We start from the raw sequence: 13,832 nt of genomic DNA, 5'->3' as shown, positions 1-13,832 counted from the left end.
GCAACCTAGCATCGCTCCGCTGACCCGACACGACGAACTGCCGCCAAGCGACCTCGGGCCGCCCCGGCGAGATCGAGTCTACCGGGCCCGGCCGGCACGGCTATCATCGGGCGGCTCACCGTCATGTCGGAAGAAGGCTTTTTACCGGGCACGATCCTGGCCGGTCGCTATCAGGTCCGCCGAGAGCTGGGTCGCGGCGGCATGGGGGTCGTCTATCTCTGCCGCGATCTCGTGCTCGACGAGCGCGTGGCCGTGAAGCTGCTCGACCGGCCAGGCGCGGCGGCCCGCCCCGAGGACGCGTGGTGGTTCCAGGAGGAAGCCCGGGCGCTCGCCGGGCTCTCCCATCCAGCGCTCGTCAAGGCCCGCGACTTCGGGGCGCTCAGCAATGGGACGCCATACCTCGTGATGGACGCCGTCCCAGGGCGATCGCTCCACGAGTGGCTCTACCTCGCGCGGCTCGAGGACCCGCTGCCCTGGCCGATCATCTGGAGCGTCATCGACCAGGTGCTCGGTGCGCTGGCGCACGCGCACGCGCGCGGCGTGATCCACGGGGACCTGAAGCCGTCCAACGTCCTCGTCGATCTGCAGCACGGGGGCGAGCCGCCGCTCGTGCACGTGCTTGACCTCGGGCTGGCCTGGCTCATCCAGGACCGGGTCGATCACCGGCTCGACGGCTCCAGGGAGAGCGAACCCACGGTGCGCTGGGGCGCGGGCACCCCGGGCTGGATGGCGCCCGAGCAGATCCGCTTCGCGGCGCCCCACGTCGGACCGCCGACGGACCTCTACGCGCTCGGCTGCATCCTCTACGCCCTGCTCGCCGGCGGCGAGGTGTACGACGGCAGCAACGACGAGCTCCTCCAGCAGCATCGGAGCTCGCCGATTCCGGACCTGCCCCTCCCCCCGGTGGTGCCGGGCGACGTCGCGAAGTTCGCGAAGCGGCTGCTCGCGAAGCGGCCCTGGCACCGCTTCGACTTCGCGGGCGACGCGCGGCGGGTGTGGAAGCGGTTCGAGCCGCGCAACAACGCGAACGTGACCGCGACGCCGCTGCCCATCGCCCTCTTGACGAGCGGCCGTCTGCCCCCGAGCCGCAAGGAGCTGCTCACGCCCGAGCTCATCGAGCCTCCAGACGACGACCCGCCGCCGTCCGTGACGACCACCGGGCTGCTCGCGCTCCGGCCGAGCCCGTTCGTCGCGCGGACCGGAGAGCGGGCGCGGCTCATGGAGGTCGTGGCCGAGATGGTCGACGCGCCGAAGGCGATGCACCGGTTCGTCCTGCTCGCGGGCGAGGCCGGCGTCGGCAAGAGCCGGCTGGCCGAGTGGCTCTGCGAGGAGGTCCACGAGCGGGCGCTCATGGTGCCGCTCCGCGCGCGCTACCGGCGCATCGCGGCGCCGCTCGACGGCGTGCTCGGCGCGGTGACCCAGCACTACCGGCTGGAGCGGGCCGAGCGCGAGATCGTCGAGAAGGTGCTGATGAACCTCTGGGAGGTCCCGCCCGAGGACGAGGTCGGCAAGACATGGGTCGCGGCGACCGCCGAGTGGATCAAGCCGTCGCCCCCGGGGAGCGAGGCGGTCGGTCCGACGGGGAAGCGCTTCCGCCTGGATCGCCCCGAGCTCCGCTGGCTGATCATCCGCAAGACCCTGGAGAGGATCGGCCGGGACCGGCCGGTGCTGCTCTGGCTCGACGACCTGCACTACGCCTCGTCGACGACGTTCGAGGGGCTCCTCACGCTCCACCGCGACGCGCCGAACCTGGGCCTCCTCGTCGTGGCGACGGTCAGGAGCGAGGCGGTCGAGTGCGATCCGGTGGCGGCGAGGCGCATCGAGGGGGCGCTCGCGGCCTACGTCGGAGAGCGGCTCGACGTCGCCCCGCTGAACCCCACGCAGACGCACGCGCTGCTCCGGGAGACGCTGCCGCTCGACGACGCGGCGGCCGAGGCGGCGACGGCCCGCAGCAAGGGGAACCCGCTCTTCGCGCTGCAGCTGCTGCACGCGTGGGCGGGCGGCGGGCACCTCCAGCTCCGCGCGGGCAAGTACTTCGTGCCGAGGGCGTCGATGGCCGTGCAGGCGGCGACCACCGCCGACCTCTGGGAAGAGCGCCTCGCGGCGCTGCCCGAGGAGCTCCGCACCGGCGCGCGCGCCGCCGCCGCGCTCGGCGGCGACATCCGGCGCGAGATCCTGCGCGCGCTGCTCACCTCGCTCGATATCTCGGCGGACCGGGCGCTCGCGTCCATGCAGCGCGCCCAGATCCTCCTCGCCGTGGGCGATCGCCTGCGCTGGCCGCACGCGCTGCTCCAGGAGCACCTCCTCTCGCAGCTCTTCCTCGAGCCGGACGCGGCCCGCGTGTTCCGCGCCGCCGCCGACGCGCTCGGGGCGCACCCGGCCGCGTCGAGCCGCCGCATCCTCCGGCACCGGGTGGTCAGCCTCCTGCGCGCAGGCGACACCGACGAGGCCGCGGCGCTCATGCACGCGCACGTGGCGGCGCACTGGCAGAGCTCGCGCGACATCGCGGCGACGCTCCGCGATCTCGCCGTGCTCGACGGCAAGCTGCCCGGGGGGAGCGACTCGCGCCCGGGCCTCCGGGGCGGGGTGGACGCGCGGCCCGTGCTGACGGGGACGCGCCTCGGGACGCAGCTGCGCTTCCGCGGCGAGGCGCTGCGGCTGGCGGGGAGGCTCGACGAGGCGCGGCGCGACGCGGAGGACGCGCGGCGCATCTTCGAGCAAGCGGGCGATCGCGAAAACCAGGCGCACTGCCTGCGCCTGCTCGGGCACATCGCGTCGGACCTCGGCGCGGAGGCGCAGGGCCGGCGCCTCGTGGCGCGAGCGCACGCGATCTTCGACGAGATCGGCCACGGCCACGGGCAGGCGCAGTGCGAGGTGCTGCTCGGCGAGATCGACTACCTGCTCGGCGAGCACGCGCGGGCGCGGGCGGTGCTCGCGTCGGGTGCGGCGCGGTTCATGGATGTCGGCGATCGGCTCGGCCGGGCGCAGTGCCTGTTGCTGCAGAGCATGGTCGAGCAGGCCGGGGCGACGTCGGAGGCGGCGCGCGCGCTGCTCACGACCGCGCACGCCGACTTCGACGCCATCGGGTACCGGCTCGGGCTCGCGCAGTGCGACCTCGCGCTGTCGCACTCGGACCACCGCGTCGGCAACTTCGAGGCGGCGCGCTCGGGCGCGCTCGCGGCGCGGCAGAGCTTCCGCGACGTCGCGAACCCGCGCGGCGAGGCCGGGTGCGAGCGCCTCCTCTCGATGGTGGCGCTCGACGCGGGCGCGCCGGAGCTCGCCGAGGAGCACGCGCTCGCCGCCGGCAGGCTCTTCGAGCGGCTCGGGGATCCGTGGGGCCTGGTGGAGGCGCGGCTGCTCTTCGCGCAGATCGCGCTCCACCGCGGGGACGCGGAGCTCGCTCGCGACCACCTGATGGCGTGCGAGGCGGTGGCGCTCGCGGAGGCGGAGCCCCGGCAGCACCGGCACCTGACGCTCGCGTGGCTCGCGTACCACGAGGGGCGCTTCCACGAGGCTGCGCGCGAGCTCGACGCGGCGCGCGCGGCCTTCAAGGACAGCCGCACCGGAGACCATACGCCGCAGCTCCTCGAGCGCTTCGCGCGGATGGGCTGGCCCAAGCCGGCGGGGGCACGGATCAGCGGCTGGATGCGCACGCTCGAGAGCACCTGAGGCGGGGGCCGCGGGGGCGCAGGATCCTGGCAACGAGAGCTCTCCAAGGGGATCAGAGGCCGTCGACGGCCGACGCTCTCACGAGATGCGTCGCCGAGCGGGACTCACCCGCACAGGAGACGGGTCCAGATCGGCGTTTTCGGCGCGCAGGCGCACTCCCGTGCGCTGAGCACCGAAAACGCCGAGATGGGCCCGTATCCGAAGCGGGTGAGTCCCGCTCAAAGGGGGAGCCAGAAGTCGGGGCCGAAGAGTCGGCGCGCGTCCTCGATCGTGCGGAGGGCACGCGGCAGATCGAGCCTCGCTTGGTGCTCGGCCAGCTGCACGACGTAGGGGATCCAGAGCGGCCTGCAGACGACGAGCGCGGCGAGATGGAACTCCGCCTCCTCGGTCTGGCCAAGATCCATCGCCACACGCGCCAGGAGGCTGTGCACCGGGACGGGCGACCCGAGCGGCGCGATGGCCGTGGCGCAGCGCCGCACGCTCTCCGCGGCCTCCTCGCTGGGGTGCCGCCGGAACTCCTGGAACGTCTCCTCGAGCTCGTGCTCGTCGCTCACCTGCTCCGGCAAGTGCTGCGCGACGAGCGCCTTCCAGTGATCGACGAACGGCAGACCGGCGAGGGCGCTCGAGCTGTCGGCGTGGGCAAGGAGCATATCGGCCTCCTTCCAGTCGCCAGCCTCTCGAGCGAACTCGAGCCCGGAGACGACCCGCGCCTCCTCGTGGAGCCCAGGCTCCTTCGTCAGGAGCCAGCGCTGCCAGTAGAGCGCGCCCCGGAAGGCAACGCGTGCGAGCGGCTCTTTGTTGTCCGCACGCATCTGCAGCGCCTTGTCCAGGAGCGCACCCTTGTGCCGCTGCACGTCGTCGACGACGAGGCTCGCTGGCCAAGCACAGAGCCCGCACGCCTCCGAGATCATCGCACCCCCCTCGCACCGCGCGAGAGCTGCCTGCCGACAGGCAGTGCAGCAGGAACCCCCCGCGATACAGACCAACGCTACCACGGCGCCCGCAGCACGCGAGAGGTCGTCGCCCGCGAGTGGCAGGCAGACAACATTGGCGAAGGGAACAGCGCTCGACTGCCAGCGCGCGAGCGGCCTGCACCGGGACGGATCCCGGACCAGGGAGCGGACAAAGGGCGAAACCGACGACACCGACGAAGGCGACGAGGGCAACGACAACCACCACCCGCGCCGAGCCGCGCGCGGACTCATGGACCTCGATCTCCACCGAGGCTTCCTGCACAATGCGCCGCTGGCGGCAGCGACAGAGCGGGGTGTCGGCGGCCGCTCGAGGTGCTGATTGGCGATCGAGATCGAGAGGACAACCCGGCGGCACGGCGCCCCTGACACCCTGCGGCGCCCACGATGAGCCAGCCTGATCTCCACCGCGCCGCATTCGAGGCGGCCGAAGACGCGCTCCTCCTCCTGGAGAACGGCCGCGTGATCGACGCCAACCCGAGCGCGATCCGGCTGCTCGCCGGGTCCGAGGGCGGCCTCATCGGACGGGAGCTCGCGGACCTCGCGCCGCTCCTGCAGCCCGACGGACAGGCCTCCGCCGAACGCCTCGCCCAGCGGCTCGACGCGGCGGGCCGCGGCGAACCGCAGCGGTTTCGGTGGCTCTACCGGCGGCCGGGTGGGGACTTCGTCCAGGCCGACACGCAGATCGCGCGGCTCGCCCTCCCTGACAGCGCAGGGCCGATCCTGCGCGCGGTCGTGCGCGAAGAGGACAAGGAGCAGCGGCGGCTCTACGCGCTCGCGGTCGATATGCTCGGCGCCGCGACGCTCGACGGGCGGTTCAAGGAGCTCAGCCCCTCGTGGGAACGCACGCTCGGGTTCAGCCGCCAGGAGCTGATGGCGCGACCCTACCTCGAGTTCATCCACCCCGAAGACAAGACGCGCACCCTCTCGGAGACAGACACGTTCTCGACGGGCGCGCAGACGATCACCTACGAGAACCGCTTCCTCTGCAAGGACGGCTCGTACCGGTGGCTCGAGTGGAACGCGATGCTCGCGCTCGACGAGGGGCTCGTCTACTTCGTCGCCCGCGACGTCACGCGGCGCAAGACCGCCGAGATCTCGCTCCGTGAGTCCGAGGAGAAGCTGCGGGCGCTGTACGACGGCATCCCGCACTACCTGGTCGTCGTCGACAAGGACGCGCGCATCGTCTCGGTGAACCGGCCGTATCCCGGGGTCCGGGAGGAGAGCATCGTCGGCCGGAGCCTCTACGATTTCACGTCGCCGGAGTACCACGCCACGGTGAGGGAGGCGCTCCAGACGGTGCTCCAGGAGGGAGGCCGCGCGAGCTACGAGGTGGTCGGCCTCGGCGTGAACGGCGGGCGGGCGTGGTACGCGAACCACGTCAGCGCGATCCGGGGGGTCGACGAGGTCACGAACGCGCTCATCGTCGGGGAGAACATCACCGAGCGCCGGCGCGCGGAGGAGCAGCGCCGGGAGAGCGAGGCGCGCTTCCACGCGGCCGTCGAGGCCAGCATGGACGCGTTCCTCACGCTGGCCGCCCGCCGCGATGAAAGCGAGGAGATCGCCGATTTCGTGATCACGGGGCTCAACGCGCGCGCCGCGACGATGCTGTCGGTGCCGCGCGAGCAGCTCCTCGGTCAGCGCCTCTCGGAGCTCGTCCACTCGGTCGAGGCCGGCGTCCTCCTCGAGCGGTGCCTGCGCGGCCTCCGGAAGGGGGCGCCGATCGAGGAGGAGATCCTGGTGCCCGCGCCGAGCGCCCAGGCGTCGCGCCCGAGCGTCTGGGTTCACCACCAGATCGTGCCGATCCAGGGCGGCGTCGCCGTGACGATGCGGGACACCACCGAGCGCAAGCGGCTCGAAGATCAGCTGCGCCAGTCGATCGAGCGCCTCGAGGTGTACGCCGAGGAGCTGGAAGGCAAGAACCGGATGCTCGCCGCGGAGAACGCCGAACGCGAGCGGACCGCGAGCGTCCTGCGCCAGCAGCAGGAGGCGATCCGCGCGCTGTCGACGCCGATCATCCAGGCGTGGGAGGGCGTCCTCGTGCTGCCGATCATCGGCGCGCTCGACAGCGTCCGGGCCACCGACGTCATGGAGAAGCTGCTCGGGGAGATCGTCCGCACGCAGGCCCACTTCGCCGTGCTCGATCTGACCGGCGTGGAGGACGTCGACACGCCGACGGTCGACCACCTGTTCCAGGTGGCCCGGGCCGCGAGCCTGCTCGGCAGCCGCTGCCTCGTCTCGGGGATCTCCCCCGGGGTCGCGCAGGCCATCGTGACGCTCGGCAGCGACGCACGGACGCTCGAGACCTTCGGCGCGCTGGAGGACGCCCTGCGCCACGCGCTGGTCGTGTCCGGCGCCCGGCTGCCGAACGCGCGCGGCAAGGCGCGGTAGCCGCGGCCTTCCTACGCGTCGTCGGCCGCGAGCTCGTCGTGGAGCTCGCGGGCGCGCGCCGCGTGGCGCACCGCCGCGGCGCCCTCGCCGATCGCGGCGGCGTGCGCCGCGGCGCGATCGTATGCCGCCGCGGCCGCCCGCAGATCGCCGCCCCGCTCGTAGTGGTGGGCGAGGAGGGCGGCCCTCTCGTCGCGCGCCTCCACGTTCGACGCGCGGTGCTCGATCCAGTCGGCGACGAGCAGGTGGATCCGCCGGCGGATCTTGAGGCTCAGCATCTCGTAGGCGACCTCGCACGTCGCCTGCTCCACGAACACGTACTCGCGCTCGCCGGCGAACGACGCGGGGGAGCGGAGCCGGATCAGCTGGCGCTCGCAGAGGCGCGCGAGCAGCTCGGCGGTGGACGCGCTGCCCCCGTGGCGCACCGAGAACGGCGGATCGAGATCCTGGAGCTCCGCGAGGATGCGCTCGCTCGACATCGGCGAGCGGGCCTGCGGGGCGTCGTTCCGGAGCCGCTCGACCGCGCCCTCCCAGAAGGTCCGGCCGACGACCGCCGCCTGCGCGAGGAGGCCGCGCGCGGCTTCGTCCAGGCGGTCGAGGCGCGCCTGGACCACGCCGTGCACCGCCGGCGGCAGGCTCAGCGCGCTGAGCGCCTCCTCACGGACGTGCCACGCGCCCTCCTGAGCCTCGATGGCGCCGGCGTCGACGAGGAGGTGGAGGGTCTCCTCCACGGTTCGCGGGTTGCCCTCGGAGCGCTCGGCGATCGCGCGCACGAGCTCGAGGTCGAGCGCGGAGGCGCCGCGGAGCCGATCCCGGATCATCTCCTCCGCGTGCCGCCGCGCGAGCGAGGACGCGTCGACGCGGACGTACGCTTCCTTCCCGACGCCCCAGTCCGGACGGCGCTCGTAGAGCTCGGGGCGCGCGGCGCACACCACGCAGAGCGGCAGCCCCTCGGAGTGCGCCACGAGCTCCTCGACGAGGTCGAGCGTCGCGTCGTCGGCCCACTGCAGGTCGTCGCACACGATCACCATCGGCGTCCGCTCGAGCGCGAAGGTGACAAGCAGCGCGAGCGCGGAGGCGATCCGGCGCCTCGCCAGCACGCTGCCGCGCGCCGCGGCCTCGAGGAGCCCGGCGGGCGCAGGCCGCGCGCCCAGGATCGCCGCCAGCCGGGCGAGGATCTCCTCGAGGTCGCTCCCCCCGCTCGGCCTCGACAGCGAGGGGGACGGATCGAGCTCGTCGTCGTCCTCGTACCGCGCCGCCCCGCCTCCCCTGCGCCCGCTGACGGTCGAGCTGATCGGACCTCGGAGCGGGACGGACGACGCGCGGGTCACGATGGGCGATGCGCCCCCGAGCGCGGCGGCCCTGGCCCCCGCGCCTGCGGCCTCCCGCTCGGCGCGGACGCTGGCGCGCGCGGCGCGCAGCCGGATCCAGCGGAGACCGCGGCGCAGCTTGCGCAGGATGACCTGGGCTGGATCGGCCTCGTGGATCCCGAACCAGCGGCGGAGCAGCGCGCCGGCCAGGCCATAGCTCGAATCCTGCGCGAGCGCCGAGCACTGCGCCGACAGGACGAGCAGCCCTCCGGGCGGCGCGAGCGCGTACCCGCGCTCCGAGGAGGGCGCGCCGCCCCCGGCGCCGCCGTCGCGGAGGCCCGCGAAGAGCTCTGCGAGCATCCGCGTCCGTCCCACGCCGGGCGGGCCGACCAGCGTGATGAGGCGCGGCCGCCGCTCGTGGAAGGCCGTCTCGACGAGATCACACAGGCGCTGCATCTCCGCGCCGCGCCCGACGAGGCGCGTCGAGAGCCCATGGAAATCGGGCGGCGCAAACGCGTGGTGGAGCGGGGCCTCGCCGAGCACGCGGTAGATCGGCGGCGCCGCGCCGTGCGCGGTAGACGCCGGCGGCGCCGCCGGCGCCCGGACCGCGCCGGCGCTCGCGTCGATCGGCTCGACGTGGAAGCGCCCGAGGACGAGGCGGTGGGTGTCGCGGCCGATCACGATCGCGCCGCGCGGCGCGAGCTGCTGCAGGCGCCCCGCGCCGTCGACCGCGTCGCCGATGACGGCGAGATCTTGCCGCGCCGAGCCCCCGGCGCCGACGAAGGCCCGCCCCGTCGCGATCCCGAACCGCACCGAGAGGCGGACCGATCGCGCAGCGCGCGGCAGCGCGAGGCGCGGGATCGCGGCCTGCGCGCCGAGCGCCGCGACGATGGCTCGCTCGGCGTCGCTGTCGGTCGAGCGAGGGACGCCGAAGACAGCCATGACGCGCCCGCCGATCGGCCGCTCGACGATCCCGTGCATCTGCTCGACGTGCTCCGCGAGCGCCTGATAGCAGCGGTCGACGATGTCCTTGACGTCCTCGGGATCGAGCCGCGACGAGAGCGCGGTCGCCTCGGACAGATCGGCGAACAGGACGGTGCAGACCCGGTGCTCACCGCCCTCGAACGGCAGCGCGGCCCGGGTCCGCGGCGAGCCGCGATCGGAGCTCACGCTCCCCCTCATCCCGCTGCTGTCCGGCGCCCGCCACGGCTTCGACGACGGCGGCAGCGACGGCGGCGGGACGGACAGCGCCGGCGGCGGCGGCAGCGGCGGCAGGTGGACGGCGGCGAGGTCGAGCAGCTCATCCGCGTCGTCGTTCGCGTCGCCCGAGCCGAAGGCGGGCGCGCGCAAGGTGTCGCGCGCCACGACGACGACGCTGGAGCGGTGGGCGGCCTCCAGGGCGGCCCACATCTCGCCGAGGTTGTGGAACCGCTGCGAGGGGTTGATCGCGAGCGCGCGGCCGAGGACCGCCTCGACGTCGGCGTTCGCGCTCACCCCGCGGGCGCGGAAGCTCGGCCGGATCGACTCATCGCTCGAGGCGACGAAGAGCTGGATGACGTCGCCGCCCGAGAGGGCGGGCTGACCGCTCGCGACCTCGACGAGGATGAGGGCCATCGCATAGACATCGGTCCAGGGCCCTGTGGCGCCGAACCTCGGGCTGAACTGCTCCGGCGCGCCGTACTGCGGCGTGAAGGCGCGGAACGTTCGTCCCGTCTGGACGAGCGCCTCTGCGAACGTCGGCGTCTCGGAGAAGACCTTGGCGAGGCCGAAGTCGAGCACCTTCATCCGGTCGCCGAGCAGGAACAGGTTGGCCGGCTTGACGTCGCGGTGAGACACATTCTCGTCGTGGGCGACGGCGAGCGCGGAGGCGACCGGCGCGAGGAGCCGGATCGCTTCGCCGAGGCTCCTCGGCGGGAGCTTCTCGGCGCTGCGGCGCTTGAGATCCTGCTCGAGCGTCTCGCCCTCCAGCCACTCCATGACGATGTACGGCGTCCATGGCCCCTTCGGAGCGGCGGCGGCGCCGATGTCGAGCGCCTGGACGATGCCCATCGTCCGGCGTGAGAGCTGGTGGAGCAGGCGCGCCTCCTCGCGGAACTTGGCGAGGAAACCGTCCTGCTGGTCAGGGCTTAGACCCGCGGGGATCTTGAGACATTTGACGGCGACCGGCGAATCGAAGCCGAGGTGCCGGGCCCGGTAGACGACACCGAACGCTCCCTCGCCCGCCAGCGCCTCGACGGCGAACTGGCCGTCGATGATCGACCCCACCCAGCCGAACGGGTCGCTGGCCTGCATCGTTGCCTAGGCTACCTGTTGCGCCGAACCCCGAGCAAGAGAAGCAACGGCCGCGGGCGAGGGGATGTGCGAGGCGGGGCGCGCGTGGGGCCCCGCCGAACTCGCGGCTCCAAGGAGGAAAAGGGGCCATGACGGCCGCAGCGGGCAACTGGCATGGAGCCATCTCCGCTGGCCGGGTAACGGAGGCAGGCGATGCGAGCTCGACAGCACCGCTCTCCCTACATGCGCGCCATGGAGGTGAGCAGCCGCCCGGCGGCGCAAACGCGCCGCGCTCAACGCAAGTTCGCCATCGCGATGACCTGTCGGCCCAGGACACCAACCACCTAAGAGAGACGTTCGCCCAGCAGCCCAGGACTCCTGCCCAGCAACCGGAGGAGATCCGACAGCAAATCAAGCGCAGCCGCTCCCGGCCATTCTGCCAACGAACGCTACGCGCTCCCCGCGCTGCCGGACGCGCGCCGCATCGGTTCGCCGTCGACCGCCGCGGACGGCAGCGCCATCCTGAACGCATGAACTTCCTGCTTCATCGCCACCTCGCCGCGCGCGACCTCGGCTCGGCCGCCGCGGGCGCGGCGGCGATGCTCCCGGACCTCTGGCGCATGGCCGACCGGCGCGTCAGGCCCTCCCGCGCGCCCGAGCGCCCCGCCGCCCCGCCGCCCCGCCTCGCCGAGGTGCTGGCCGGCATCGACCACCACGTCGCCGTCGATCGCTGGTTCCACGCCGCCCCCGTCTTCGTGGAGGGCGAACGCCGCCTCGCCGCCGCGTTGCGCGCTGCCTCGCTCGGCGCGCCCCGGCTCGCGCTGTTCGCCCACGTGCTCTGGGAGATGTGCCTCGACGGCGCGCTCGTCCGCAGGACCGGCCTCGCGCCCCTCCTCGACGACCTCCGCGCCGGCCTCGAGGCCATCGACGGCGCCCCCACCGAGGCCGCCGCCTCGATCCACCACTTCCAGCAGCGCGCCCCCTCCCCCGCCGGTGCCCTCGCCGATCGCGCCGCTTTCGAGGCGCGGCTCCGTCGCATCTGCGACGAGCTCACCCGCGGCCCATGGATCGCCGGCTACCAGGACGGCGCGGGTCTCGTGCTGCGCCTCTCAGGCGTCCGTGCGCGCTTCGGCATGCCCCCCTTCACCCCGGACCAGCACGCCCACCTCGCCGCGCTCCTCGACGCCCTCGCCGCCTCCGCAGACGACGCCCTGACCGACCTCCTCCGCAGCGCGCCGAAGCACTGAAGCGCCCCCGTCCCTTCTCTCCCTCATTCTCATTGGTGACAACGCCCGCCTCACTCACTCGTGGACGATGACTGTTGTTCCCTCGCCCAGCTCCTCGCCTGTGTTGATCGCGTGCCATCCGGGCGGGACCGGGGGATCGGTCCACAGGAACAGCCGGTGGGCGTCGATGGGCGCCAGGTTGATGCAGCCATGGCTGCGCGGCGTGCCGAAGACGTCGTGCCAGTACGCGGCGTGGAGCGCGTAGCCGCTCGCGAAGTACTGGATGTACGGCACGTCCTTGAGGGCATAGGTCCCCTCGCCGCGGCGCCGCGTCACGCCGTACTCCCCGTCGCCCTTCCGGGGAACCACCTTCTCGCCTGCCGCGGGCTTCGCCGCAGCGCTCGCGCCAGGCTTCTTCGGTGAGCGCTCCTTCGACGAGCCGCCCTTCTCCGGCTTCGCGCCGCGCGAGGCCGACGGCGCGTCGGCGGTCGTCTCCGCGCGGCCGCCGACGCTCGACGACTCGTTCGAGTCCATCGTCGCCGTGATGTGCTTGTTGCGGATGCGGAAGATGCCGCGCACCGTCGCGGTCGTGGTCTTGGGATCGGCCACCCCCGCCTGGCCGGTCGAGACCAGCGTGGCGTAGACCGGGCGCTTGCCCTCCCAGAGGACCAGCGTCTGGTGCGTGATCGACACCTCGATCCACTTCTCGCCCTTCTCGGCGACCTCCGGCCACGCGGACGGCGCGACCGCGAGCCCGACGTCCAGCTGGCTCACGTACCGCTGATCCCGGGTGCGGTAGTACTTCACGCCCTCGATCCGGCGCATCCTGCCGGTCAACGGGACGATGTCCCGGAACGGCAGCTCCTTGCCCGGCGTCGCCTTGTCCCCCTGGATCTGAACGTCGCGAGCGCCCCGCGCGCGGACGAAGGCGAGCGGCAGCGTGAGCGCATCGGTCAGCTCGACGCCGTGCCAGGGAGAGCCGGTGTCGGGCTTGATCTTCGTCGCAGGCGCGAGCCGGAGATCGGTCGTGATCGCGAACCGCCGGCTCAGCGACTCCGGTCCGGTCGTGAACGATCCGATCAGCGACAGCCCGGTGAAGCGCCGCGCGCGATCGGCGAAGACCGCGTAGTCCGGGACCTTGAAGTCGCTGAGGTTGCGGATGACGCGCTTGCCGCCCTCGAGCCAGAACGGGATCGGGTCGCCGTCCCCTTCCGCGCCGAGCAGCGCGCCCTCGCCGAGCTCGAGCGAGTTCTTCCCCAGACCGAGCTCGCCGAGCTGCTTGCCCGGAAGCGGCACGCCGCGCGCGTCGATCGCCACGTCGTTCGCGCCGAGGATGACCCGCTGCACGGTCGCCTTGTTCTCCTCGAACCACGACAGGTGCTCGTCGAGCTTGAACTCCGATTTGCGCTGCTCCTCGGCGGTGGGGACGCGCAGGTAGAGCGGCAGCACCGCGCGGACGAAGGCGTACCGGTACGGGAGCGCGGTCCTCAGGTTCGGCCCAGGGCCGGCGGCCTTGAGGATCGGGTCGTTCAGGTCGAGCGTCGCCTCTTCGCCGACGCAGAGGTAGCCGTGGGGCTCGATCGCATACCAGCCGCCCGGACAGCCCGCGGTGCCGGCGGGCTCAGCGGAGCGAGGCACCCTGGAGCCGACGCGCAGGTACCCGAGCTTCTTCGACGTGTCGCGCGGCTCCTTGTAGACGGTCGCCACGAAGGCCGTCACGCCGAGCAGCGGCTTGTCGCTCGGCGGCCACTCGGGCGCCGTGAGCGCCGCAGGCGCCACCTGCCCCTCGGCCGCCGTGAGCGCCGCGGGGGCAGCGTCGGCGCCCGCGTCGCCGGCCGGGGCCGCGGCCCCGGCGTCCGCCGAGACGTCCGCAGGCTTGCGACAGCCGCACGCCGCCGCCGTGAGCGCCGCGAGGTGAGCGAGACAGAGAGCGAGGCGCGCCGCGCGCCGCGCACCGTGAGGCTTCCCGAAGGACAGCAGGGCGCCCATGCGGGCGT

Annotated in this window: 6 protein-coding genes; 3 read left to right on the top strand and 3 right to left on the bottom strand. The window is 73.3% G+C overall.

Features of this window, described 5'->3' with window-relative positions:
• Positions 1–123 precede the first annotated feature (123 nt).
• On the top strand, positions 124–3,669 hold the full coding sequence (locus WME79_RS16665) for a protein kinase domain-containing protein (RefSeq protein WP_437536536.1): 3,546 nt from the start codon (positions 124–126) through the stop codon (positions 3,667–3,669).
• Positions 3,670–3,887: 218 nt separating this feature from the next.
• Here the strand turns inward: WME79_RS16665 and WME79_RS16660 are convergent, their stop codons facing one another.
• Positions 3,888–4,580, bottom strand: a complete 693-nt coding sequence (locus tag WME79_RS16660; RefSeq protein WP_437536533.1) for a hypothetical protein — start codon at positions 4,578–4,580, stop codon at positions 3,888–3,890.
• A 447-nt stretch (positions 4,581–5,027) separates the two neighbouring features.
• Between WME79_RS16660 and WME79_RS16655 the strand changes: the two genes are divergently transcribed.
• On the top strand, positions 5,028–7,031 hold the full coding sequence (locus WME79_RS16655) for a PAS domain S-box protein (protein ID WP_437536530.1): 2,004 nt from the start codon (positions 5,028–5,030) through the stop codon (positions 7,029–7,031).
• A gap of 11 nt (positions 7,032–7,042) precedes the next feature.
• On the opposite strand, the gene WME79_RS16650 is transcribed toward WME79_RS16655, so the two are convergent.
• Positions 7,043–10,630: a protein kinase domain-containing protein gene (locus WME79_RS16650; protein WP_437536527.1), complete on the bottom strand. Its 3,588-nt coding sequence runs from the start codon at positions 10,628–10,630 to the stop codon at positions 7,043–7,045.
• A 509-nt stretch (positions 10,631–11,139) separates the two neighbouring features.
• On the opposite strand from WME79_RS16650, the gene WME79_RS16645 reads away from it, so the two are divergent.
• Positions 11,140–11,856: a hypothetical protein gene (locus WME79_RS16645; RefSeq protein WP_437536524.1), complete on the top strand. Its 717-nt coding sequence runs from the start codon at positions 11,140–11,142 to the stop codon at positions 11,854–11,856.
• Between the two features lie 54 nt (positions 11,857–11,910).
• Here WME79_RS16645 and WME79_RS16640 read toward each other — a convergent pair whose 3' ends face one another.
• Positions 11,911–13,824, bottom strand: a complete 1,914-nt coding sequence (locus WME79_RS16640) for a L,D-transpeptidase (protein ID WP_437536521.1) — start codon at positions 13,822–13,824, stop codon at positions 11,911–11,913.
• Positions 13,825–13,832: the final 8 nt, after the last annotated feature.

Source organism: Sorangium sp. So ce726, assembly GCF_051521405.1.
Lineage (GTDB): Bacteria > Myxococcota_A > Polyangia > Polyangiales > Polyangiaceae > Sorangium.
The sequence above is the reverse complement of the archived record's forward strand: the minus strand, read 5'-3'. Positions and strand labels throughout refer to the sequence as shown.